19 protein-coding genes are annotated in these 26,507 nt (G+C 46.5%); 3 read left to right on the top strand and 16 right to left on the bottom strand.

Features of this window, described 5'->3' with window-relative positions; translation table 11 throughout:
- The first annotated feature begins 94 nt into the window (after window positions 1-94).
- Together EC604_RS04400 and EC604_RS04395 are read left to right on the top strand one after the other, a co-directional pair.
- On the top strand, window positions 95-1,087 hold the full coding sequence (locus EC604_RS04400) for a hypothetical protein (RefSeq protein ID WP_123062981.1): 993 nt from the start codon (window positions 95-97) through the stop codon (window positions 1,085-1,087).
- A 78-nt stretch (window positions 1,088-1,165) separates the two neighbouring features.
- Entirely contained in the window at window positions 1,166-1,630 is a 465-nt protein-coding gene (locus EC604_RS04395) for a DUF4179 domain-containing protein (RefSeq protein WP_123062980.1), read from the top strand.
- 196 nt (window positions 1,631-1,826) lie between these two features.
- Here EC604_RS04395 and EC604_RS04390 read toward each other — a convergent pair whose 3' ends face one another.
- The 8 genes from EC604_RS04390 to EC604_RS04350 all read right to left on the bottom strand — a co-directional run bounded on the left by EC604_RS04390 (window position 1,827) and on the right by EC604_RS04350 (window position 9,216).
- Entirely contained in the window at window positions 1,827-2,111 is a 285-nt protein-coding gene (locus tag EC604_RS04390; RefSeq protein WP_090917548.1) for a DUF4183 domain-containing protein, read from the bottom strand.
- 82 nt (window positions 2,112-2,193) lie between these two features.
- Complete coding sequence (locus EC604_RS04385; protein WP_240036657.1) at window positions 2,194-3,018, bottom strand: DUF4183 domain-containing protein; 825 nt, start codon at window positions 3,016-3,018, stop codon at window positions 2,194-2,196.
- A 325-nt stretch (window positions 3,019-3,343) separates the two neighbouring features.
- Complete coding sequence (locus EC604_RS04380; protein WP_123062978.1) at window positions 3,344-4,003, bottom strand: hypothetical protein; 660 nt, start codon at window positions 4,001-4,003, stop codon at window positions 3,344-3,346.
- A gap of 98 nt (window positions 4,004-4,101) precedes the next feature.
- Window positions 4,102-4,572, bottom strand: coding sequence for a hypothetical protein (locus EC604_RS04375; RefSeq protein WP_123062977.1), 471 nt, complete (start codon window positions 4,570-4,572; stop codon window positions 4,102-4,104).
- Between the two features lie 575 nt (window positions 4,573-5,147).
- Window positions 5,148-5,633, bottom strand: a complete 486-nt coding sequence (locus tag EC604_RS04365; protein WP_123062975.1) for a hypothetical protein — start codon at window positions 5,631-5,633, stop codon at window positions 5,148-5,150.
- Between the two features lie 15 nt (window positions 5,634-5,648).
- Window positions 5,649-6,836 carry a WXG100 family type VII secretion target gene (locus tag EC604_RS04360; RefSeq protein WP_161556853.1) on the bottom strand — a complete coding sequence of 396 codons (1,188 nt, stop codon included), beginning with the start codon at window positions 6,834-6,836 and terminating at the stop codon, window positions 5,649-5,651.
- 238 nt (window positions 6,837-7,074) lie between these two features.
- Complete coding sequence (locus EC604_RS04355) at window positions 7,075-8,553, bottom strand: DUF2207 family protein (protein ID WP_123062973.1); 1,479 nt, start codon at window positions 8,551-8,553, stop codon at window positions 7,075-7,077.
- A 186-nt stretch (window positions 8,554-8,739) separates the two neighbouring features.
- The gene (locus tag EC604_RS04350) at window positions 8,740-9,216 is read right to left on the bottom strand and encodes a DUF4362 domain-containing protein (protein ID WP_123062972.1); all 477 of its coding nucleotides are present in this window, start codon (window positions 9,214-9,216) and stop codon (window positions 8,740-8,742) included.
- 207 nt (window positions 9,217-9,423) lie between these two features.
- On the opposite strand from EC604_RS04350, the gene EC604_RS04345 reads away from it, so the two are divergent.
- On the top strand, window positions 9,424-11,043 hold the full coding sequence (locus tag EC604_RS04345) for a stalk domain-containing protein (RefSeq protein WP_123062971.1): 1,620 nt from the start codon (window positions 9,424-9,426) through the stop codon (window positions 11,041-11,043).
- A 244-nt stretch (window positions 11,044-11,287) separates the two neighbouring features.
- On the opposite strand, the gene EC604_RS04340 is transcribed toward EC604_RS04345, so the two are convergent.
- The 8 genes from EC604_RS04340 to EC604_RS04300 form a co-directional block, all read right to left on the bottom strand.
- Entirely contained in the window at window positions 11,288-15,070 is a 3,783-nt protein-coding gene (locus EC604_RS04340; protein WP_240036656.1) for a glycoside hydrolase family 2 TIM barrel-domain containing protein, read from the bottom strand.
- Window positions 15,071-15,715: 645 nt separating this feature from the next.
- On the bottom strand, window positions 15,716-17,782 hold the full coding sequence (locus EC604_RS04330; protein ID WP_240036655.1) for an IucA/IucC family protein: 2,067 nt from the start codon (window positions 17,780-17,782) through the stop codon (window positions 15,716-15,718).
- The gene (locus EC604_RS04325; protein ID WP_123062970.1) at window positions 17,742-19,103 is read right to left on the bottom strand and encodes a type III PLP-dependent enzyme; all 1,362 of its coding nucleotides are present in this window, start codon (window positions 19,101-19,103) and stop codon (window positions 17,742-17,744) included. Before EC604_RS04325 ends, EC604_RS04330 begins: the two co-directional genes overlap by 41 nt.
- A complete protein-coding gene (locus tag EC604_RS04320) occupies window positions 19,103-19,876 on the bottom strand; it encodes an HpcH/HpaI aldolase family protein (RefSeq protein WP_123062969.1) in 774 nt (257 codons plus the stop codon). The genes EC604_RS04325 and EC604_RS04320 overlap by 1 nt, the downstream gene beginning before the upstream one ends.
- On the bottom strand, window positions 19,873-21,903 hold the full coding sequence (locus EC604_RS04315) for an IucA/IucC family protein (protein WP_240036654.1): 2,031 nt from the start codon (window positions 21,901-21,903) through the stop codon (window positions 19,873-19,875). The genes EC604_RS04320 and EC604_RS04315 overlap by 4 nt, the downstream gene beginning before the upstream one ends.
- On the bottom strand, window positions 21,878-23,611 hold the full coding sequence (locus EC604_RS04310) for an IucA/IucC family protein (protein ID WP_240036653.1): 1,734 nt from the start codon (window positions 23,609-23,611) through the stop codon (window positions 21,878-21,880). The genes EC604_RS04315 and EC604_RS04310 overlap by 26 nt, the downstream gene beginning before the upstream one ends.
- Window positions 23,568-25,022, bottom strand: coding sequence for an MFS transporter (locus EC604_RS04305; RefSeq protein WP_123062967.1), 1,455 nt, complete (start codon window positions 25,020-25,022; stop codon window positions 23,568-23,570). Before EC604_RS04305 ends, EC604_RS04310 begins: the two co-directional genes overlap by 44 nt.
- Entirely contained in the window at window positions 25,016-26,371 is a 1,356-nt protein-coding gene (locus EC604_RS04300) for a diaminobutyrate--2-oxoglutarate transaminase (RefSeq protein ID WP_123062966.1), read from the bottom strand. Before EC604_RS04300 ends, EC604_RS04305 begins: the two co-directional genes overlap by 7 nt.
- Window positions 26,372-26,507 lie beyond the last annotated feature (136 nt).

The raw sequence follows: 26,507 nt of genomic DNA, 5'->3' as shown, positions 1-26,507 counted from the left end.
TAAAAATACACCTATATTCCACATTTTACATGTGCATAATTTGTATATACAATGAACAACTGTTATACAAATTCTATATGTGAGGAGAAAGTAATTGAATAAAATATTAAAAAATTTGGCTCAATGTTCCCTTTCCATTGTTTTGTCAGTATCCTTATTTACGCCTGTCTCTAGTGCAGCATCGACTCAAGTCCAAGGTAATGAGGTATTATTGAATTCAGGATGGTCACAAAAAGAGATTAATGACCTTTTATCAGAAGATGAGATTCAAAAATATGCTTCTGGTGAAATTTCAGATACAACTACTCATTTTGTTAAGCAAACCATTAAAGTAAAAGTAGATCAAAGCAGTAAAGCAATGTCTACCCTACAATCAACACCAGAGCCAACACTTACTCCAGTAGAAGGCTCTGAAGAAAGAGTTCTTCTATCCGAAGAAGAATTCTATCAAGAAATGAAAGAATACGAAAAAGCTGAGGGGAACCCACAAGCTATACTTAAACTAGGTAAGAAACAGAACTCTCCTACTTCTCTCCGGGCAGCAAATGCTGAAGTGGATTATGTAATACCTGACGGGTATATGAAATACACTATGCAAGCATTTAAAACGGGAAGTAAAGATTATCAATTGAATTTGAGATTTGAATGGTTGAAAATGCCAGTTAACAGAGGCATAGATGTCTTTGCATTGGGGCATGGACCTGGGTTAGTCCAAACAGGTACTCAGGATGACCTAGTCTTTACTGGTAAATATAATTATGTGACGGCGGGGCAACCTATAAAAGAGGCTAATATTACTCCCATTAGCAAAAAGACAGATAGTGGCGGAAGCTTTGTAACTTTTCGGCTTGATCAAAGTTCCTTAGCATACTCCCTTGCTGCATATAGAGGGTATCTTAGTTACCACACTTCTGTGAGTAACTCCACGGAGCTTACAACATCTGTTGAAGGTTACTATAAACACAAAGTTAGCAAGCTTACTGTCTCGCCATCTGTAAGTTACCCTTTGTCAGTTGGCTTGAGTATATCCTCTGAAAGTTCGTATGTTACTGAGTCTCCTACTCCGTATTTTAGTCTGAAGTTGTAATTATGTTAATATAGTTAGGGTAATAAAGAGTGTACAGACTGTACACTCTTTATTTCATGAAAGGAGCACGAAATTTTTATGAATAAAAAGAGCATAGTCATTGCCCTAATCTTTGGTATCCTTATATTGGTTCTTCCCGCTGTATTTTACTTTTTTACTGGCTCATCGGAAGAATCAGCGCTGCCTGAACCTAATATTCCCACTCAAACCAAAACAGTAAATGGCATCACGATCACGTTACTCAATGCAACGTATAACAATAGCGAGTTGCAGATTGGATATGAGATAAAGGGAGGCGGACAGTCCGAGAACGATTTGGGATATACCTTCTATAATCAAGGTGAACCTTTCGCTGAAACTGTAAGTGGCGACCTTCTAAAGCTCGGAGACAAACATTATTACATTACAACAAGAACGGATCAAGTCCGCGATCTACCAGAAACATTGAATCTTACATTTGAGATTAAAGCACGTCCGAACTCGGCCGAACAACATAACATTTCTATCCCATTCGAACTTGTGCTAGAGAAAGAAACGAGTTAATTCATGATCTCCATGAGTTAACTCTTCAGAATGTCCTATTCGGGGGATATTTCTTTATGATCCGGATTCATCCCTCAACTTCTCACGCATCTACGGGATTCTTACACCTCTTTATTCTGATAGATAAAATAAGAAAAACGGCTCCTATCACAGATAGAAGCCGTACAATACTTGTTTAAATCACTTCAAGCAATCCTTATGACACTACAAATTGTACGACAATTGGGGTGCCATCATTTAATGCATCTCCACCGGGGATTGTAAGTGTAGTGGTGGTAACTGAGGATGTATCTGCTGTTTGCATAAGGCCATTAACGTAGAGATTGTAGTAATTGAACGTGCCTGGAAAAGCTGTTGCGGCTGTACCTGCATCGTTCGTAAAAGCCGTCGCAGCGATTGCAAACGTTGCTCCGGTTCCTGTTCCATCCCCTATAGTCGCGGCGAATCTTAAACTGTTCTGAAATGGTGTAACAAGCGGCATGTTTCTCACCTCCTACCTGACATAGTATATGTAGTAGATTTGAGAGTAGTGAAGGCAGAGGGATGAGATGATATAACCATTTTCATTTGTTTAGGATTACCGCTGTTAATTGAACGATCTCAATAATGACTGGTGTTTCAGCAAACAGGACACCGCTTTGAGATGGAATAAATAATCCATCTGCAGTTAACACATACGAATTGCCAGGTTGTACGATCCCATTAATATAAAGATTGTAATAACTCGTCATGCCTATCCCCACAAATTGAGATATACTTCCTCCCTCATCATTAACAAATTCACTAGCAGAAACTGTAACCGAATTCGACAAATCCAAATCAGTGTCAGGGAAATAAAAGTAGCGGTCCGATGTAGGAATGATCTGAATTCCGGGGATACTGCCCGGCGGGCCTTGCTCACCAGGAGGGCCTGTTGGTCCCTGCACTCCGGGTGGCCCCTGCTCACCAGCTATACCCTGTGGGCCAACCGGACCTTGGGCTCCCGGACTTCCCGGTTCACCGCTTTCGCCGCGAGAACCAGCAGGTCCCTGCACTCCGGGTGGCCCCTGTTCCCCAGCTACACCCTGTGGGCCAACCGGACCTTGGGCTCCCGGACTTCCCGGTTCACCGCTTTCGCCGCGAGGACCAGCAGGTCCCTGCACTCCGGGAGGCCCCTGCTCACCAGCTACACCTTGTGGCCCAATCAGGCCTTGGGCTCCCGTGCTTCCTGGTTCACCGCGTTCACCGCGAGGACCAGCGACACCTTGTACTCCTAAACTGCCTGCTTCACCCCGCTCACCCCGAGGACCTGTCAAGCCTTGGGAACCTTGTTGTGCGATCAGTCCCTGCGTTTCAGGAAGAGGTAATGCAATATTTCTGTGTCTGCGGGATACTTTCTTTTGTCTCACGCGCTGCTTGTAAGCACATCTTTTTCTTCCCAAAGCTTTACGTATGGCATAACGTTTTTTACGTTTTTTCGGAATATCGTTACAGCGTTTCGTTGAAGAATGTCTCTTTCTTAATGAGTGAAGAGTCGTTTTCACCTTGTTCGTATGCTTCAAAGTCGCCACACTCCTTAGGCCAGTGCCAGTAAACCACAGTATATGCCCTATACTATGTCTTCAGCACATGCGGAGAGTGTGCGAATAACTATGACCGCAGCCCAATAAAAAAGAACTACAGCTTCTGCTATAGTCCTTCCTCTTATCTGCTTTACCCTTATTTTCTTCAATTTCACCTGGGACTCAACGCCTCTCTCCAGACGTCATTCTCTACAAAATCAACATTTTTCTCCTTAAAATAAGTTCTTGTCTCTTGCTCCAGATCATATAGGATTTGAGGCCAGTCCTTCTCTTCGATCATTGTCGATTCAAAGTCACCAATGATATTCAACCACCGATGATTTAACTGCTGGTACTCCTGTATTCTGGCTTTTAGTTTTGGGGATACCATACGATTGGTTTGATCCAACGGATCAAACGTCATATGCATTCGGTGAAGTGTACGTGGCCATATGTCCTCTACTCCCAAATCGTTTATGAATAGTGGTGCGGGTTTTACGAGCCAACTGCTTTCCTGACTAAAACTAAGATTCATCAAGTTATACTTATCAATAATCTGTGACATAGCTCTGAGGTTAACATGAAGCTGCCTTGCCTGCTCTCCGTCCTCAACCATCTCGTTGATGATTTTGCCATTCTCCAAAATGCGGTTAAAAATACGATCATTCGTGATGATCGCACTTTTCATATCAACCAAATCTTGACGGATATTCGAGGTTAGGTATTGTTCATACATTCTTTTTTCTTTGTAGAAACTGTAGGTTAGAACAAGCAAGATCACAAACGCAAGGCAGCAACCGATCATCAAAAGTCGTTTTTTATTAAGGATCATGGCGAGGTGTTCTCCTTGGATTTTATAGTAAGAAGCACCTCTACGTTTCTTGGTAGAAGTGCCTTCTGTCTTTCAAAATTTTAGTTGTGAAATTTCATCTAGATGTTTCTCGGGTCCATGTAACACCAGCTACTATTGTATGAATTTTTTATCCTTTTAAGATCACCCAAAGTGTAGAACCATTCTTCCTCAATCCATACTTTTGCATCAGGAAATTCACTTAGAAAGGCAAGTAAGACTTGAAATAACAAATCCTCATTCTCATCGAAATCGTCAGAAACTATTGCTTTAAAATACTCATTCTTCATATTATCCCAGTCAAAAGTCACGATTTGAAAATCATATGGTTCATCGTACAAACTAAAGCTAATCGTTCTTGAATCTTCATTAAATGGCTTGTCACTAATGTATATTCGAGTATATTTTAGTGCTCCTTCAATGTCATATTTTTCGTCGTCACTGTCGAAAAACAAATCTTCTTCTGTACAAAAGGTTTTAATCATATTCAACAGATTATATGCCAAAGGGCTCTTTTTACATTCAAATAAAATAAAAGATGAGATACTCATTCATTCTCCATCCTCTTAACTTATATCACTTTTTCGCTACACCACTTTGGATTATACGGCCTTTGACTTAGTCTCAAGATATCATCAGCCGTGTAATACCACTCGGCATCATCAAACCATAAGTAATCTTCCGGATGATCTTTAAAATACTCCACTACAAACTTATAAATAAATTCATACTCATGATTGATATTCACAATATCCAACGCCCAAAAATAATCCTTTGATTGGGTGAGCCACGTGAAACTATCATATGAACTTTCAACAACTTTGTTTACGTTAAACGTAAAGTACCTAATTGTATCTTCATCTTCAGAACTTAACAGAGTCTCTTCGTCTACTTTGGATAGTGTGCCTTCTGCCGATTGAAAGTTCTGATCTGTATCAAGTTCAACTGTAATGTGAAAACAGTACATATTCGCTCTTTGCGCTACCTTCTTGAAGTTCTCAAGAATCTGCTCTGGAGAATAATTTGATATTTTTTTTAGAATTATAACTGAGCTAATTGCCTTTAAACCTCCTCTAATTAGAAAACTTAGTATCGTTAGGTGATCTTCCCCTTATCCAGCCTGGATCTATCCATTTACCACGTATAAAACAATATATTTATCTCTGATCAAGATAGACATGCTATCGTTGTCACCTTCAATAAAAAGTTTACCATCTGGGTTACTAATCTCATTCTTGACATTCAAATATGAGGATTCTGTTACAAAAATATTCATTGTTTTTATGTGTAATGTCTGATCATCAACTTCAATTTCAATTTTATTGATGTCCTTGTCAGTACGCAGAATTTCTTCTAAACAATATAGGATCTTATCTTCTCGAACTTCTTTAATAATTTTATCTCCCAATAACCCCAAAAGAACCTGATAATTGGGTTCATCATCTTGGAATATCTCAATTAATTCGGTAATGAGGCTACTTAACGAACTTTTTCTTAATTCGTCCTCTAGCTTCTCTCTAGAATCGTCCAGAAACCAAGAATCCAGATCAACTGGAGTGTCGTCTATTTTACCTGGAGTATATGGTCTCGTATAAAGAAACTCTCTATTCATTTTATTACCTGCCTTTTAATTTTTTGTGTATTCTCCACCTATTTTTTCAGCAACTCTAGTAAATAGCATATCCCAGACTGCATCTTTGTTTCCCGCTTTAAAGAATTCCTGCGCTTTTGGATCACTCCTTAATTCTTTTTGAACATTAGCAAAGATATTACCTATATTATCCGAGCTTTCTTTCCAGCCTTCTACTCCTCGTTTCATACTCAAATTTGTACCATTTGGTGATACAGCCCTTATTTCAGCCATATCAAAGTCCACTGCAGTAGCTATATCTTCAAGACTAAAAGGTCCATTTGTTGGATGATTATGTGTAAATATTGTATCTTTCGCCGTATCTTTCTGATTCATTATATTTATTGATTTCTCAGTTCCCACAACTGTCTCTCCTACAGACTTCCCATCCATATCAAAAAATTGGCCGTGTTCAACTGGTTTTTTTCGAATTTGATCTTCAAACTTATTTACAGCCCCTAAAACATGGGTTTTATTCGCTCGCTCTGACTCCCCTCTACCCTCACCATTTTCCTTCTTACCTCCCCCTCCTCCACCCGACCCATGCTGATCCTTCGAGTGTAAGGCTTTGCCAAAGATAAAATAAGAGAGAGCCTGGCCGACCATCGCACCTTTAACATAACCTGACTCGTCTTCATCGAGTTGTTTCTTCTTTTCATCGACAAATTGCTCGATATCAGACCTTGCCGTTCCTGTGCCCCAGGCCGCATCCCAAGCAAATGAGAGTCCACGTCCAGCGTCAACTACCTTACCTATAGTCATCGCGTAAGCCAAACTGCCTAATGTGCTTAGCGGATTATAGATGAGTGCTTCGGCTGTCTCGCCCAGACCTGTAACTGTGTCACCAATGGCTTTGTCCACTGCTCCAGTGAAAAAACCGGGCTTCAACTCATTGGGTATGTACAAGGCTACCTCGCCTGTGCCGTCGATCGTCCTGAAATTCTTTGCAATGAAGGTAAACTCCTTCTGGATATCATCGAGCATCCCGAGTGTTGTCGGGAAAACATGCTTGACCTCCATAAAATCCCAGAAGAACTTTTCTTGTGTAACCCCAGACCATTCGGATTGCAGCATATTAAGAGATTTATCCAGTTCACGAACCATTCGGTCCAAATCCAATTTACATTGCTGAACCAAGCGTGCTTTGGCATCCAATTCATCCGGGTGCACCTGAATACGCAACATGCCATCTTCACCACCAAACCTGATCATAGTCGTTATACCTAAATTTTAACAAACGAAAATAATCATAGGAATTGAACAGAAGGATCATTTTCTCCTTCAACGATTCGGTAATTAGGTAACTACTCTAGTCAGCGAAGCTTGCACATGTACGCACATCATATTGAATTGTTGTTTTATTCTCTCTCTTCCAAACAAAGATCAGGCATCCCGCGGAGGGATCATTCCAACCCATGATACATTAGTCCCCGCCTCTGCCGGAATCCCCGCTGTCTGATCCGTGATGATGACCGCCAGAAGAACTATCATGATGATCATGTGAATGCTCGCGACTGCCCCCGCTATAGCTATCCGTATATACCGGCGCATGACCTCCGCTTCCACCCGATTCAGGGAATATCGTGGCGAAGACATAATTCGTGCGATCAAATGGAAACTCCGCCGCTGACATCGGCTTGAACATGCCTCGCAGATGCAAAGCTAGCACCAGTAGAGGTGCATGTTTTAATATTGTTGATCCAGGTACACTGTTATCTGATGCAGGTTTACGATCTGCAAGGCGTCTGAGCTCTGGATCGTGGTGTTGCTGTAGTACGGACCAATCCGTTTTGCGCACACATCGTGATCCAATACCCAGCACCAGAGCAGTCTGAATAATCTGTTCCAGCACTTCTGCCGACTCCCTCAGGCGCTCGACTGGAATGCCCTTTTTGTATCGTTTACGCCAGTGACGCATCGATGCCTCCCAATCTCTCGCAGACGGAGCCACTTCTCTTGCAGGCAAGAACAGACGAACAAAAATGGACAGAAAAATAATACCGTACAGCGATGAAGTAAACGTTGAATTGCCGTCGATCGCCACGGTGAGGCTGATCATTAATCCTACACAAGCCGCCTGATAGAGCAAACGCACATGAATTTTCCGAATAACCAAGAACCAGATCACCACTGTAACTGCCAGACCCATCACACCTGGCACAGACACACGTTCTGCAAAGCATACGATACCTGTCAGAAGCATCAGAATAGGAAACATAACATAGACAAGCAATCGCAAAAGCATCGGCGTTCGAATCAGCTGTCCCCAGTCTCTCGTCTCTACGACTTGTTCCTTCCACGACTGAACGCCTTTGCTCAGCGCCTTTTCTTTAAGCTGGTAGTATTTCATGGCCTCTCTCCGCTTACTTTCCCCGTTACTTGGTCCAGCCAAAGCATCGAGCCTCAGCCTTTGTTTACCGAAACCATAGGTAGAGAACAACCAATCTAGCAGACCCTGTTCATCCGGCGTACCGTTAACAGCAGAGGATTGTACACTGTACTCCAGTGTTGTTTTGGGTCTAAGTTGAGGATTGCTTTCCCCCGGATCATTCCGGTATCGCCCCTTGATTTTCACAATTGTCATGGACAATATGCCTTTACGAATTAACTGGAACATGGTCGCCTGAGTGTCCTTCAACTTCAGCCTGCCCTTGCTCCGCAAATAGGCGAGAAACAATGGATCTGCTTGCTCCACCTCTTCGTCTCTGAACGGCCCCTTGTTCAAGCGACCCCTCACCCATAACAGCAATTGAACAACAATGATGCCCAGAAGCACCCAAATGATCAGTTCCATAAGCTGCTTCAACCATGCCTCCTGCAAGATCGGGGCCAGCTGTCTCTGGACAAGAACCGAATGATAGAACTGAGATGAAGCATGTCCATCTGTTAGTACATATCTCATGTGATGACCCCTTTCATAGGTGAAAATAAAATTCCAGTGATCTACCCTACTCTATATAAACCTGTTCATATCCCAAAAGAATCCAACCAAGCGCCTCTTTTTCATCGATGCGCCTTTCAATTTTCATCCTCTCAGAGTCCATCCATCCACATCCATGATTCATCATTCGTAAGTCTTTTCTTCCTTCTACATGTTCGGAATGTAGAAACCATTTTGCTTTTCACAATCGGTTAAAACGTACACTGATTCTCCTCGCTCGACTTTGGTCAGTTCCAATCCCTTGCAAGTATTCGTCGTAATCTCTTCTCTGGAGCCATACTTATCTCTTGTGGCATCATAGGTGGATTGAAACAGAGTACCGTCATAGATTAGCTCATGGATGATGGGATCGCCTTCAATCGTATACATGGTGACCCGGACGTGATCCGGTTGATTCTTTTTCACTTTTTGCATAAAAGACTCCCACTTATCTCGGTTTCGCATCTCCCCCAAAATAAAGACGACATCTCCACTTTCTTCTGCTTGCTCCGCTTTATGCGGCTCAACTATGGCAGGAAAAGGGCTTCTTTTCTCTACCGGATCGGCAGTCTGCTGTGGATCATTCGGACTACAGCCTGTTGCGAGTACAGCTGCCAAACACAACATAATAAAATATTTTCCCATTGCAATCACCTCATATGTACAACGTGACCAAGACTGGATAGGTTACATTTTTGAAAATGGATGTCTGTATGTACAACTTAGCCCTGAAACTTTCCAAGTCAAACAAGTAAAAAAATCTCTCTATGTGGTGTAACCTTCATCCTAGTTCCTACGTTTATTTAACAGTACAGCCATTTTTACCATTATCCTTCCAAAAGAGGCGATCTTATGTGTTCCGATAATCAAGTTAGTCATGTAACAACAGAAAAAGCACCCTCTTCCTCACTGGTCAAACCGGCGTGCAAGCAACAAAGTACATCCCTTCGCCGCTTCAGTAAAATCATGTTTTCAGCTGGTGTTGTATCTAGTCTGCTCATAGCTACGCTCTCTTCGGTGTCTACTACGTATGCAGCCAATGACAAGCAAGCTTTTGCAGGGAGCGTTCCGGATCGAGCAGTCTCGGCTTTCTCTTCGGGCTTCTCCCCTAAATCCTCTCAAACTTCCAATACAGCTCAGGAGCTCCACTACACTCAAGTAGCAGGGGGGTACTATTACACGGTGGCGTTAAGAAGTGACGGTTCTGTCTGGACATGGGGACGAAACCTGTTAGGAGAGCTTGGAATCAGCGACACGGTGAGGTATCGCCATACATTCAGCCCTGTCCGTATTCCGCAGTTATCCACTGTCACAGCAATCTCTAACTCCGGTGGGGGATACAGTTTAGCTGTTCAAGCAGACGGAACCGTGTGGCAGTGGGGAGATGGCAGAACCCCCAGTCAAGTTCCTGGCATTACCGATGCTAGACATGTTACTGCAGGATCTTTCATGAGTGTAGCCCTCCTTCGGGATGGGACCATTCAATCCTGGCAGACCCCGCCTCAGAAGCTTCCTAACACGATGAATAAGGATGCTGGGAACAAGCCCACCCTGCACCGAATCAGCGGTTTGAAAAATGTCGTGCAAACCACGCTTTCTGGTTACGATGGATATGCGTTGAAAAAAGACGGTTCTGTCTGGACATGGAAAGAAGCGGATAACGCGGACAGTCCCCCGTCCAAAGCAAAGCCAGTCAAAGGCCTGACCAATATCACGTTCATCACGAGTAAAGGCGGGCAACTGATGGCGCTCGATTCGAAAGGTAGAGTCTGGAGAATGGATGTGCACGGAAAACGGATTCCATATCACCACGAACTTAAAGTGAAAACGTTGGATGCAAGCTCCAATTATGTACTTCTGGTGACTACAAAAGGCGAGGTATACAGCTTCGGGAACACCGTAACGGGCAAACAAGGGAAAATAAAGCAGTTGTCGGATATCACCAATGTGTCTGCTGGTTACTACCATAGTCTTGCACTTTCCTCCGATGGAAACGTCTGGGGATGGGGTGGTGACAAATATCAGGAGGCAGGTGCGCCGGCCACATCTTCGGGAGGCATGGTGTACACCCCTGTTCAAGCTAAGCTAGGCACAGATATCTATGTGAACGGCAGACTGCTGCAATCCATATATCCTGCGGTAGAAACGAGCGAAACGCTCCAACTTCCGATCAAAACGATTGCGTTAGCACTTGGAGCAACATTTGAGGTGCACACCGCAGAAGGATTAATAAGTCACTATACCTTAAAATATAACGATCGGATCATTACGATTAAACCGAATGAACTCCAATACACAGCATCTAGCTTGAATAAGCTTGACCCGCAAGAAGAACAAGTCATATCACTACGTGAACCCATTGGCATCTATTCAGGGGCTACCACAGCACCGTATGACATGTTACAGGGGCTTGGGCTGAACGTAACCTGGGACAGCAACACCGCCAAAGTAACGATTGATGAAGTCAAATAGCGGAAGATAATACCCGCACATGGACAAATTAATTAACACTTGTAGAAGGCTTAGAGAGCTAAGCATACACACGAACTGAAAAAATCCTCCTGAAATCATTGGCTGTTAAGAACCAGCATCTAAGATCTCAGGAGGATTTATTTATTTATTTATTGTCGCTAGAGGTGTTTTTTATTATTTATATGCTCGTATATTTCGTACGTATACTTGTGCATGTGTACTTGTGTATATGTGCTCTTCCTTATTACTTCTCGAACCGGAACCAGCCAAAGTCAAACTGACTTCCGGGCAGAAAAATAAAGGTTACTTTTTGCTCCCCGTATACCGGCTCTAATTGAAATGTCCGCTCCTCGTACCCTTCGGATTGAGTAAACTCCACCAGTTGGTTGCTCTGCCCGTCCGCACCCGAGAAGCGAATATGAATCGTGTTTTTGTCTATCGCTGAAGCGCCATAGATCACTAGTTTTGACGTGCCTTCACTTGTGAAATTCATCTGTTCAAACTCCAGCGAAACGTTATTTCCGATGCCTGCCACACGGCCGTCCTCAATCGTGAACGTATCACCGTACAGATGATCGCAAGATGCAGCTGCATTGGTTTCAAAAGCCCTGCTTTGGCGTTCAAACGAAAAACCTTTAATATGAATCTTCTGTTTCAGCACAAAGCAGATCGATGTAATGCCGCTGAGTCGTTTGGATAGACGGTACGTCTCCTCCTGGTATACATTCCATATCGATTCCTTGTCGTATACGACATCGGCAATCATCGTACTGCCCTCTTCACCTGGCATGCCTTCCCAGATCTGAATAAAGTAATGTTCACTCGACAGCGCAAAAATGGGAATCGTGATCGTATCCGAGCCGTATGGGCCGAAGTCGATATTGCGGAAGCCCACATGAGTTTCGCTGTCTCTGCTGGTAGCTACGCCACGTTCATTACCGTTGCCCACATCACCTTGGGTATAGTCATACAGACCACCTGAGATAAATCCATACGGATCTTTATAGGCTGTACCCAAACCTTCTGCTTTGAACTCCAGTTGGGAGATGAGTTTGGGTTTGTCTGTACCATTTTTGCTGGTTGCACGCAGGCGGAACGCCCCGTCGCCCATAGCTGATACTCTGACCACTTGGCTTTTCTCGTCTACGTCTACACTCTGTGAACCTGGCTCGTCACCCATTCCAGAAGTGATCACTTCCACCTTGGCAATATTGGACACGATGCCGGCATCATTTACAACAGACCATTCCAAATCCCGATAGGAAGTACTCTCCGGGTACAGTTTGGCTGTAACCATCACTTCCGGGTTAGAGGCATCAAGAATCTGTCCTGATTCACTGATGATTTCAATTTTCCGCAAAGGAATCTCCTGAGCGTTGCCCGTCAGTACCGGAAGTTCTTCATTTTTCATGAAGACAGGTTTCGCATCCAATGTTATGAATTCTCGCCCCTCATCCGCTACTGTAGATTCGAATGTTGCTGTTGCTCCTTCTAATCCTTCCGAAGACACCTCGATCTGGATCGTTCCTGCCTCATTCGTCGATCCAATAATCGCCATCAATTTGCCACTGAACAATCTTCTGCTTAGCCCTTTATACGGGTCATAGTCCGTGCTATCCCCGTTATCCAGACCGAGCAACCGCCCCGCACCGGACACCTTCACCTGCACACGGTTATTGGCATTGTGTACTGGATGACCTGATTCATCTTCAGTCGTAATTTCCACAAAAATAAGGTCTTTCCCGCTCGCCTTCAGCTCCTGCCGATCAGCATGCAAAAGAACCTTCTTCGCATCGGTAAAAGAGCGCTGTATATCGGTAGCAATTACCGCACCATGCTCATCATAAGCAATGGCTTTCAGCTCACCTTCTTCAAACGGTACTTTCCACCAACCGGACAACTGGGTTCCATGGGCATGGTCGATATCATACGTGCCGATGGTTTCGCCATTGAGCTGCAATTCAATTTTGGGCGCGTTGCTGCACACACGAACATCAATGATCTGACCCGGGCTAAAATCCCAGTAAGGGAATATATGCACCATTGGACTTTTTTTATAATCCGTCCAGGCGGCTTGATAGATGTAATAGGAGTCTTTCGGGAACGTAGCCGTGTCCAGCTGCCCAAAATATGAATTCTTCGTATGATACGGAGTCGGTTCGCCGATATAGTCAAATCCAGTCCAAAGGAATTGCCCCAACGAAAACGGATGATCGCGCTCAGCGATGATGCAATATTCCGGCGATTTCGCTCCCCAACTGGTCGTGCTGTTTCCGAGTGCCGAGCACTGCTCGTCATCATCGTCCAGAACGGGTTGTTCATACGGGAAGTGATAAATGCCCCGGCTTTGCACGACCGAAGAGGTCTCACTGCCATAGATAATCCAGTCCGGGTGTTCGGCATGATGCTGGTCATAATATTTTTCAGCGTAGTTGTAGCCTGCCAGCTTCACGATATCCGCACATTTCTGAGCATTCTCCCAAGGCATGTAGTTCGAACCAATCGTCACACGTGCGTTACCTTTCGGATCAAATTCCTGTACATACTCCATCAGCATGCGTGTCACTTCCTGGCCGCGCTCATCCGCATGGGTATCATAGATTTCGTTCCCGATACTCCACATGATCAGACTGACGTGATTCCGATCACGTCTCACCCAACTTCGTACGTCGGCATACGCCCACTCGGTGAAAAACCTGGCATAGTCATACGGCGTCTTCGCCCGTTCCCACATATCAAAGGCTTCGGACACCACCAGCATGCCCATCTCATCGGCAAGTTCCATGAACTCTTTCGCCGGCATGTTATGCGCGGTTCGAATCGCGTTAACTCCCATCTTTTTCAGTAAAACAAACCTTCTTCTCAGCGCTGTCACATTAAACGCAGATCCTAATGCCCCGAGATCATGGTGTTCGCAGACACCGTTCAATTTCATTTTGACACCGTTGAGATAGAAGCCTTCGCTGGCATCCAGTCTGACCTGTTTGAACCCGATTCGCTGTGGGACAGACTCGATAACCTCCTCAGGTTGATCCTCCGAGATCAGACGCAACTCTGTTACGAGATCATATAAATGGGGAACATCCGGGCTCCATAGCATTGGATTGAGGACATTAAGTTGCTGGCCGTTTGTAAACTGTATTGGATATTCATGTGCTTCAGTGCGTCCATCTGTAGCGCTCTCCACAATCTCCGCCTGAGAGGATGCAATGACCTCACCGTTGTACAAAATCGTATGCATCAACTGGGCACGCTGATTTTGTTTCAGACACAGCTCTGTATCGACCTCCACCTGCCAACCCTCCGGTTGCTGCCGCATGGAGACATAGATGCCATCCGTTACGATGTGGTTGCGATTCCTCGTTTTCAGCCACACATTACGATAAATCCCAGCCCCGGAATACCATCTGCTGTTTGGGCTCTGATGCACAACTTTGACCAAAATTTCGTTAACCCCGTCCAACAATGCATTCGTAATTTCGTGCTCAAACGCAGAGTAACCATATTTCCACTCACCAACAAACTGCCCATTCACATAAACGGATGAATCCATATACACCCCGTCGAAACACAGAATCACCTGCTGCTCATCCTTCGTATATTCGAACGTCTTGCGATACCACCCCATACTGTTCTCATATAAATCCAGCGTATTGTAGATCAGCCAATCGTGAGGGAGCTCAACCGCCTCGAAGGAAAGCTTATTAAAATCAATAAGTTTGGTAAGTTCAGTAGCATTCGTAACAACAGTAGCAGCAGTAAGGTCAGTAGGATTGGGAAGATCGGTAAAGTTAGTAAGTTCAGTAGCATCAGCGGCATCAGTAGCATCAGTAGCATCAATAGCTTCATTAGAATCGCTAGCATTAATAGGGTCAATACGACTCGTTCGCTCAGTGAGATTCGTTTGCTCAGTAACATCCGCATCTTCAGTAAGAACAGTACCTGTATTAGGCTCCGTCAGCTTTGTAACGCTCAAGTCACTTTTGGCAAATTGCCATCCATCATTAAAAAGTCTCTTCACATTCATGTCATTTCTCACTCTCTTCTGGTTGAATAGTTATTACGTTAAAACAGCCCTATTTTACTTTTAATCGAAAACCTTTTCGAAAATTAAAAGTAAGATACTTCTCGCTAGTTAACAATACAATAATTATATCATTTGTCTCATATTTGTAACGTAATTTAATCTAAAGATCCAAACAAAAAAGTGAACGTTTTCATGCATAACATTCATCTTTTATCGCATGCTGCCTAAATCTGATCTCACGATCTACGACGAAACCAACATCAAAAAAAGGCAAAAAAAGAAGGCAACCCGCGCACGGGCCACCTCTTAATGGCTGATACCAGTTAAAATTCTGTCTTTAAGCTCAACGTATTTACCTCTCTAATTAAGCCTCACTAACTTCAGCCCCTCCCCTATCCACCTGTCACTTTTTCTAACGATCACCAGAGACGCTATTTGGGCGAAATCACACCGTTTTATTTTCTAACGATCACAGGCAAGCTTAATTTGGAAGAACGAAGCAAAAATAGGTGATATTCCTGTGTTTTTTGCGAAATAAGCTTCCTGGTGAACGTTAGAGTTCCAGAGAACCCTATATCACTCAAATAAGCTCATCTGAGATCGTTAGCGTTTTTAAGGTATCGGAAGAACACTCCCCACCCAATCCTATGCCTTGTAAAAAGGGTTCCACCCTTGGCCTTTGCCCGATGGCATCGCGCCTGGCACACCGTCCGCCTCCAGCAGCGGACGGACAACTAACTTCACAGGCCACGCCTCGCTCTCGAAGATCACGCGCTCCAGCGTGGCCCGATCCGTCTCGGGAAGCTGCACCTGGTGCAGCGCTTCCCGCCAGGCCTGCTCCGTGATTTCCCAGAACTTCGTTTCCGGGATGTCGTACACTTCGCTCATCGCCTCCATGATCGCAGCTAGATTCACCTGCGTTCCAAGGGATTGCACATAAAAAATCAGCTTCTGGATCGTCTCATTATAGAGACTGTTCGAATACCCCGGACGAATATGATATCCCGGATCGGCAATCCCATGCTTGTCCAAATATGGTTGATGCAAACGCACAGAGTCATGATCCCGGAATAATAGTCCCTTCACCTCATTATGCTCTAACACCAGACAGCAGTTCTGACCATGAATCTCCGGTACAACACCCACTTGGAACAAACGCATCACGATATCATAGAATGTAGCCGCAATCTGATTGTAGAACTCCAAGACATCCCCTGCACTCAGATTCCTGCCCATTATCTCGGTGAGCAGATGATGCCCATCCAGATTTACGCCAAGTGCAGCCATCGGAACAATTTTGTAAGCATCGTCCAGTAACTCTGCGGGATAGACACGAATCTGTGCCGCCAGATGCCGCGGGTGATCGTCGAACAATCCCATGGACTCCGGCATGAAGCCCCACCAGTTCTGCTCCTCGCACATGTACACTTTCTCTTTCAATGTCTCGTCACAAGCCACTGCCTGCCTTAACATCTTTTCTCCCACAAGTCCGTTCAGCAACTTAACAACCGGGAGATATCGCGCGGCACCGAGTGACAGCACACTAACCGGCAACTTGAGCATGAGTGCAGACTCAGCAGTTTGAGCCATCGACCGTAGAGATGACGTAGCGAATACATCTCCAATCTGCACATCCAACACCACAATGCTTCCTTCTACGATTTCTTTCGTAAAACGCGGCAAAATGACGTGTTCCAGCTGCCAAGGATGCACGGGCATAGGCAAGTACTCGTCCATCGATAAGCCTCTGCGGGAGCATTCCTCCTGAACTTCCTCCCGCTGGGCATCATACAGCATATCGAGAATGGACAAGCCGTCCTCACATCCTTGCTGCACAGCATCCCGTTTGATTGCCACCCAGCGCAATCGAATCGCCTTACCGAACTCGGCTGCGTATGCCTTAACATCTTCGGCGCTGAATCCAACCTTCGCTTTGGAAGTCGGATGGAACGGGCGATCCCGGAGCGCAGCAATGCGCTCACTTTTCACAAACCATTCATACGCAGACTTCGGATGGTAAGCAGACAACGTCTCTACCTGATCCCAGCCAAGTTCATACTGCTCTACAGCCAGGTCCAAACTTGCCAGAAAGTCTGCCACACCTGGTTGCCCGTATGCATCTTTGGATAATGCCCGTTGCAACACCGCACGCCCAACGGCCGCCGGAGTATCAAGCATCGTCCAGCTACCGTCTGAATTTTGCTGATAGATCGGTGATCCCTGAACCCACTGAATGCCTTGCCTTACACCATTTGCAACCAGACAAAGTACGCCTTCGGTATGCAAACCCAGACTGTAAGGCAGCGTAACTGCGGATGTATCCCGAGCAGAGTCAACCTTATTGAAGTTGTTATTATTTGAGTTATTGTTGTTGAAGTTATTGCCACTGTAATTGCTCGCAATGAAGTTATTCTCATTGGAGTGATTCTCCATAGAGTTATGCTCACTGGAGTTGAACTCACTTAAGTTATAGTCAATATAGTTCTGCATATCAGATACTTGATGAGTTGTACGTTTTTTCTCATGGTTCTTTTCCCAATCCGCTTCAATCCCCTGATATAACTGTCGAAACTGTGCAGGTGCAGTAGCAAAATCAACAAAGCGATGACCTTGTAGCGGAAGTAACTGCTCAGCGAGCAGACTATTCATCAGATCGGACATCACCTGCTGTTCAGCAGTTTGCCGACTGGAACGTTGCATTAACGTTGACATGTTCATCACCCTCCATCAAATAGTGGAATGCCGGGTGCGGATGCCCCAGGAAATCATGATGCGAGATTGTCCAGGCGTACGCACCGGATTTCTCAAACACAATCACATCGCCGACTCTTAAACGGTCAATCTCTGCATCGGAGTGCATACGATCCTTCGGCGTACATAATTCACCTACAATATGGGCTCGCTCTCCTCGCACCTCGGGTCTTGTAAACTCGTGCTTCCATCGATCAGTATATACAATGTGAAAAGGATGATTATGTCCCCAGGACGCAGGCAGCCGATGATGATGTGTCCCTCCCCTTAAAATGACAAACATCTGTCCGTGCGAACGTTTAATATCCGTCACCTCGGTTGCATAATAACCGTGATCCGCCACTAACAAGCGACCTGATTCAAAAAACAATTCTCCCCCTCGGATAGCCAGACGATTTCTAGCTTCACTCTGCTGCAAAAGCGTGGTAAACAAAGACCAGTCAAAGCCCGGACTCCCGTCATACGTCACACCAAAGCCTCCGCCTGCATTGACCACGTCCACCTGCAAGTTATATTGCTGTTGCCAGTGCTCCACCTTTTGCAAATATAGCTCAATCATCTCGGCATGCAGCCTTGCGTCCATATTGTTGGACAGGGAATGGAAATGGAATCCGCATAACCGAACCGCACCCGTACCTTCCACACGAATCAGCTCAATCGCTTCCTCCACTGCCTCTTCATCGATACCAAACGGACTGGGGCCACCGCCCATCACAATTTTGGTTTGTGGCAAAGTGTTACTTCGCAAGTTGATACGGAGCAGCACACGCACCTCGGGCTTTGCTTCTCTTGACTGCTCTTGCCCCTGTTTCGCTTGCGATTTCGCTTGCGCTTGCTCCTGTTCCTCTCCACCTTGCCTGATTTCTTTTCCTTGCACTTTTCCTTGCTCTCTCTCTTTGGCAATCGCAATAATGCGGCGCAGCTCCAGCAGGCTCTCTACATGGATATAACTCACGTTATGCTCGATCGCCAGCTTCAACTCACTTTCCTTCTTGCCCGGGCCGCCAAACAGAATCGGAACTTCACGGCTCACCGCCCGAACCTTGAGCAGCTCGCCAATGGACGCCACCTCAAAACCCTTCACCACTGGAAGTAACGCTTCAATAATACGTGGATCGGGATTGGCTTTGATAGCATAAAATAACTTCGTATTCCATGGCATCGTTTGCAACATGCTGCGTACCTGCTCCTGCATACCTGCCAGATCGTAAATGTACGCGCAGATCGGCTCATGCATTTCGCGTTGAATCGCATATAACGCTTGCTGTACACTGGTTTTCATCACTGTCCACCTGCGCTTCCGTAGTCATTCCGCTTTTGGGCGTAGGCCCGAAATGCCGTGTTCCGATCATCTCCAAGCACATAGATGTGCACACCACGCTCACGCCATACCGCCATATCTTCGATGCCTCTTGTGACTGTTGCATAAGGTACGCCGAATTGTTGCGCGTTCTCGTGCAATACGCCTATTGCTTCTCTTACATCCGGGTGATCGGTCTGCCAAGGCACACCAAGCGATTGTGATAAGTCCGCTGCACCTTCCAGCACAAAGCTCACCTGCGGATGAGATAAAATCTCCGCGCTTTGACGCACCCCTTTCACACTTTCAATCATCGGCACGATCATCACCTGCGAGTTGGCTTCCGTAATGTATTCCGTTAGCGGGAATTTACCGAACACACCTGGACGTCCACTGTTAAGACTGCGCATACCCAATGGATGGTAATATGCATGATGTGCGGCATCCTTCACTTGCGAGAGCGTCTCCACATGGGGAATCACGATCCCCTGTGCCCCGCAGTCCAGTACCTTCAGAATCTCTGTGCGCTCGACCTTAGCAATACGTACAAGCGGTGTAATACCAACCAATTCGGCTGCACGAATCAACTCTTCGACCGACTCCATCGACGTTGACGTATGCTCCAGATCAATGATGACAAAATCATAATTGGCATGGCCAATCATCTCGATGATGATCGGATGTGGAATAGATACAAATAGACCAAATACCTGCTGCTTGCGAGCAATCTTTTCCTGAAGTATATTCTTCCTCATCGGTTTGCTGCCTTCTGTTCGTCTTCATCCTTCTGTGTGAGTTCTTCCTTCTGTTCAAGCATATCCTTTGCTAGCCGGAGAGGATTGTTTGTTTTGCGGAAATACAACTCTCCATCCCCATACAAACGCCGCTTCGTCATCTCTTCAATCAGGGCATCCTCTGCCAAAAGGTCAAACATGTCAAACCGCTCGGCATACTCGGGATGTTGCCGCTGATAATCCAGAATTACACCAGTACACAGCTGCCAAAAGGCTTCTTCGGACAAACCATACGGCTCCAGCGACAGCGCAATATCCGTCATGCAGATAAAAAAGAACGCATCGTACGTATAGTCGCGTACCTCCGACACATCTCCGGCATAGATGAACGAATATCGATTGAATTTGCGATGAGTTTCCGGTTCAGGATGCAGTTTCGGTGCACGTTCCGGGTGCAGCAGCTGATCCGGGACATAACGAACGCCATCATGTAAATCTTTCAGGATGATGCGTTTCGGCAACTCATTTTCCAGCACCAAAATGATATTCTGTGCATGGCATTCAAACGCAATTCCGTGCGCATACAAAAGATGAATGACAGGCAATGTGAGTGTACGCACCAAGGCCTCTGCCCATGGTTGAACCCCATGTCGCTCGATCGCCTCCTGGATAAAAGGAACGCCGTTTCGTTGCACCAGCATAAGAGCATTCAGTGGCCAAGCCGTCTCGCCCGCATTTAGGTGAACAGATACATTTTCCCGCCAGATCGCACCCAGGGTGCCGTAAGCGCGGCCGTACTGCGTAACAGGTAATTGTTCGTAACGGAACGACAGACCCATGATTTCTTTTAAAATGGCAAACTGCTCCCGTTGTAACACCTCATCCTCGCGCACCAGTCGATTCAGCCAGTCACTAATCAGGGGTGCGTTTTGCGTCGTATGCTCTGCGAGAATACGTGTGCTAGATGTATTCGTTATACTCAAAGCCAGCTTGATATAAGGTGCTTCTGGATTTTCACGATTCGAGAGGGAACGAATGGATTGCTGCGCACGATAGGCCGAGGCCGAAGCCCCCAGATAAATGATGTCTCCATCCATGAGTTGTTTGGCAAATATAGATTCCACCGCGTGCTCCCACTGCCACGGATGAATCGGAATGAATACGTAGGCATCCCTATGTAACGAAGCCGTTTTGTCTAAAATCACCTGACGGAATAGCTGCAAATCTTCCTTGGTTAGATGCTGTTCCAGCAGTGCTGCCTGATCATATCCATCGGATGTAGCCGTTTGAGCCAATTCTTTTCTCACCGCAACCCAAATGAGCGGAACAGCGGCATTAAACTCAGGGCCGTAGGCGAGATTGTCTTTCAGCGAGAATCCTAACCTGGACTTGTAGCTCGGATGATACAGATGACCGTCAGTCATATGACTTTCCAGCGCATCGTAGTGACGATCCTCTGCCGGAATGCGAAGAGGCAGCAAAGCCCGGCACTGACTGTCTTTCGCCATCGTTTCTTGCAACTCCTGAACAAATGCCGTGAGTTTCGCACCCTGCAAACGATTCAGCACCATCTCTTCCAAAAACACATCCAGATCCGTGCAGACAACGCCTTCGCGCTTGATCGACCCGACCTTCACCTTCACCCGTCCAAACGAAAACTTCTGCTCTGCGTCACACGTATACACCACGGATTCCCCTGATGCAGTAACACCGCAGGTCGACCACTCACTCCCGTTCACCTGACGATCCAAGATATCTTCGAACCACATCGCTTCCAGTGCCTGGCGTATGATCCGCTCCTGAACTTCCACGTATACGGGGACTGCGCCGTCATTTGGCTTTCTACGTCCTTTTTCAACTATGTTTGATTGGTGTGATTCATTTGGTTCATTTGGTTCATTTGATTCGTTTTGTTCGCTTTGTTCACTCGTGCTGTTAATCTTATTTCCACTTGTTCCGCCTGTTGCAGTTGCGTCTGTTTTTAACATTTCTGCTGTTTTACTTCCCTTCTTCTCTTCTGCCTCATTGCCGATTTCCACGAATCTCACGTGCTTCACTCCCTAAACGTTTCATGACGTTACCTACCGGCACATAAGCCGGAGTTTGACTAATGCCCGTGAGACAACTCACCAGATTTTGTTTGGCTAGAAAAGCGTCTGCAGTCAGCAAATGCTCTACATAAACGTTACCTGTTCGTGCCCATTCTTCCTCAAGCACCTTACGTACCTGTATCCAAAAGTATTCCTCGGACACATTCATATCCCGAGCCAATACATGAATTAACGATCCAAGATGGTTCACGATAAAATAATACGAGGTTCGCGCCCACGCCTTCTCACGCGAATAACGTAACAGCTCAGACGGTTTCGAATTCGGAATCTCCCCCTGCTCATACCGCTGCCATCCACCCACCAACTGCTCATCTACACTGACCCCTTCCAGATCACGTACGATAAAGGCAACCGGCATGCCCTGCTCCAGCGTCACCAACGTATTCTGCAAATGGGCCTCAAAATGAATGCCCTTCTCTCCAGCCGCACGCACAAGCGGCAACAGCGAACAGTTCAGATATCGTGACAGCCACTGCTCGACCTTGTCGCGATCAACGACATCGGCATGATCCCGTTTACCACACAGCATGGTCACTAAGCGGGATGGAGCTCCTGGCAACGGCGACTCCACCAGGCTGGACAATACATATGTATTGGCAGCGTCAAACTCAATCGGACGATAAGCAACGGTGAATAATCGGGTAAGTTCTTCGTCCTGAAACTTACATGTCGCTACACCTGTCTCATATGCGATATGGGTATATGGTTCCGCTTCGAAACACCCCTGCTGCCACACATAACTGGACGCATCCAATGTCCGCCGCATCTGCTCGGCACTGTTGGTGCGAATCATGTTGGTAATCTGCATATGCAGCGACAGCTTGATGTTGCAGTTCCAGTCCGGAATGTATACTGTACGTACCGAAGAGGTCGGATAGGCAAACGGTCCTGCGCTACCTAGTAGCAGCAGCTTCTCTTCACGGATATATGGCTGTACCTCGTCCAGACGTGAAACGTATGCATACTGCCATGGATGAACGGGCAACAGTCTATACATGCCCAGCTTTTCTTTGGAAACAGACCATTCATGGCTTCCCAGAAGCTGATGCAGATCCATTTTGTCCGCATGCTGCACCCATTCCTCTGTATACACATCCTGTCTTACGGCGATGTAACAGAGCTGAAATGAAGTTCGAAGTTCCGGACTGTATCGCTGCACGTCCTGGGCAGTGAAACCTCTGGAGTTTTTCGGAAAAGGATGAAACGGATGACCGTACAGCAGGGATTGCTCAGAGGTAATGTAGTCATATATCCCGAGATCGGACGCCTGTTCAATATACAAGGTCAGGTTAGCCACACTGTTCTCCACTTTTTGAGTAAATTCACGAACGCGTTCGGCTCCCCTGCCTGGATCTAAGGCAATTTCAGACGCAATCCAGCGCACCAGATCCCGGTAATGCACGGCTTGTCCATTACAGTTCATGCTGAGATATTCATGCTCCCCCATCGCCGAGTAGTAGGATAGCAGCCCCATCACGCTTACACGGCTGGTTGGAAAAGCAATCGTATACGTCAGCGTATCCGGGTTAAGCTGCATATGTTCTGCTTTTTCCGGCCCAAGCTCACGGATATAACAGTTCAGCAGCAACTTGCAGGAATGCTCATCGGCCTGTTGCTCCGCCTTGGGCCGGAGTTTGTTTTCCATTTTGAACAATGAAGCCAACCTTCTTTCGAGTTATAAGTAAGACTAGAGGTAACGTCAGCAGAATGGCGCAACCAAGACCGACGCATAGTTCTTTAACGGCTCCCCATTTCGCCAGCTCAATCGCTCTGCCATGTTCGGCGAGCCATTGCCAGCGCATATCGTAATACAGTGTCATGCCCATGACCGCAAACGATGAAGCCAGTCGTTCAATCGTTGTGGACAACACCGATCCTTCATGCATGTCTTCCTCAGGTAACGCCTGCAGCCCGATCGCAGAAATGCTCATACCGGACAGGCCTACGCCAATGCCCCGGCACGCCATCAGCAACCCGATGATCCCTATGGACGCCCCCATGGGCAGAAAGGCAAACGTCAAAATAGATACCGATACCAGCAATGTGCCCCAAGCGATAAACTGAAGTGACCGTCCACGATCCAGCAAGTTTCCTCCGATCCACATGAACAGGCTCGTGGAGATGGAGAGCGGAATGAACAAAGCACCGGAAAGCGCCGGAGACCACTGAAATACCTCCTGAAAAAGCAGAGGCAGCGCAAAAATCACGCCAAACATGACACAATCCTGAATCGTGGAGATCAGAACGGTAAGAGGAAATACCCCTTTTCTCCGCAGCAACGAATAACGGATCAGCGGTTCATCACGTTTATTCTCGACCTGGATAAAACGAATAAGCAGTACTATGCCAAGGACAATCAATGTCCAGGAAATCCACGGAGCTACTGCTGGGCTGGCGTACACCTGTACGCCCAGACTGAGTGCACCCACTGCGCTAACAAGCCGCATCACACTGGATGGATGCCACTTTTTCCTGCGAGCCGGGGTGTAGGCTTGAATCACTCGTCCACAGCCGATCAGTGAAAAAACAGCCAAGGGTACATTCAGCCAGAACAGCATCTCCAGCCGTCCATACTGAATGATAAATCCGCCAAGGGTCGGTCCAGCCGCAGGAGCAAGCATCAGCAGCAGTCCCCATGCACCCGTAATGCGTCCCCGAACCTCCGGGCCGTAGACATCAAACAGCAACACAAGGGATAAAGGAATCATCAGGCCAGCCGCCACACCATGCATGAATCTTACAAGCAGCAATACTTCAATATAGGAATGGAGCAATGCTCCGAGCACCGAAAATATCCCATAGATGCAAATACCGAGCATGTACGTCCGTTTACGCCCCAGCCGATCCACGATCAGGGAAGCCAGCGGCATCGTTAATGTCATGGCGAGCATATACAGGGCAATGATCCAGCCGCCCGCCGTGGCGGAAATGTCATAGTATTCGATAAAATACGGAAGCAGCAGGTTAAAGGCACTGTTGGTAAGCACAAGCGTGAAGGCTCCCAGTAGAATGGCGAGTAAAACCGCGTGCCGCCGAAGCAGCGATACACTCAGCATAAAGCTGCCGTTAATGCAATGGCTTCCGATACGGACTGTTCAAAGATCGCCAGTACCTCGCCTGCTTCCTTCTCCGTAATATTCAGGGGCGGCAAGAAACGCACAACCGCAGAATGACGTCCGCCGACTTCTACAATGAGTCCATTACGGAAACATTGTTGCTGAATGACTGACGCTAGTTCACCATGCTGTAGATAATGTCCAAGACGATCCTTGCCGCCTTGCGGGTTAACCACTTCAACACCGATCATTAGCCCTCGGCCACGAACATCACCAATCTCGGCAAAACGGCTTTTCATCGCTTGTAGCCTTGCCATGAACTGCTCGCTACGCAGATGCACGTTCTGCATCACATTCTGCTCCCGGATATAACGCAGCGTGGCTAGACCTGCTGCCATGGCCAGCTGATTGCCACGAAATGTGCCCGTATGCGCACCGGGTTTCCACTGATCCAGCTCCTCCTTATAGATCACAACGGACATGGGAAGACTGCCACCTACCGCTTTGGAGCAAATAATGACATCAGGTACAATGCCGGCGTGTTCAAACGAAAACATACGACCCGTACGTGCAATGCCGGTCTGCACTTCGTCAATAATGAGCGGAATATTTCGTTCCGCAGTGATTCGGCGCAACTCTTTCAGCCACTCGATATCCGCAGGAATTGCACCACCCTCGCCCTGTACGGTTTCTACGATCACTCCGCACGGTGCAGCTATTCCGCTCTCGCAATCATCCAGTAAGTTCTCGATGTACTGTGCACTTAATCGGGCGGTCATGCCTTCACCAACCCCAAACGGACAACGATATTCATAGGGAAATGGCAGGAAATGCACATCCGGCAGGAGACTTTGCAGGTTTTCTTTTTTACTCAAATTGCCGCTCATCGACATCGTCGCTTGAGTTGAACCATGATATCCACCTTGGAAAGCCAGAATGGACTTCCCGCCTGTGGCATGTTTCACTAGCTTAATTGCAGCTTCAACCGCGTCCGCCCCCGTTGGACCGCAGAACTGGATTTTGGATGTATCCCGCATCTCTTCGGGCAGTAAAGAGAATATCTCTTGCATGAACGAAAGCTTCAGTGGTGTGGCCAAATCCAGTGTATGTAATGGAATCTGCTGATCCAGAACATCGCGAATAGCACCAACGACTGTTTCATGGTTATGTCCAAGCGCGAGTGTGCCCGCACCTGCCAAGCAATCGTAATACTCACGGCCTTCCGTATCCGTAATCTTGATACCTTGAGCTTTGCTGATAACGAGCGGAAAGTGCCTTGGGTACGCTCGTGCGTTGGACTCCTTTTCGTTTTGCAGTTTCAGGTATTCCGTCTGTACCTCTACTGACATAACTCTCTAACGCCCCTTATCATCGATTCAGGTCAAAAAATGCCTGTACATTGGTTATTGAATTTGTGACAACCCATTACATACTGAAACAAGTTCAACACATCATCCTGTGAAACAAGCGCTTTATTACGCGTTA

The sequence above is a fragment of the Paenibacillus amylolyticus genome, assembly GCF_003719335.1.
Classification (GTDB): domain Bacteria; phylum Bacillota; class Bacilli; order Paenibacillales; family Paenibacillaceae; genus Paenibacillus; species Paenibacillus amylolyticus_D.
This window is presented reverse-complemented; position numbering and strand designations above follow the sequence as displayed.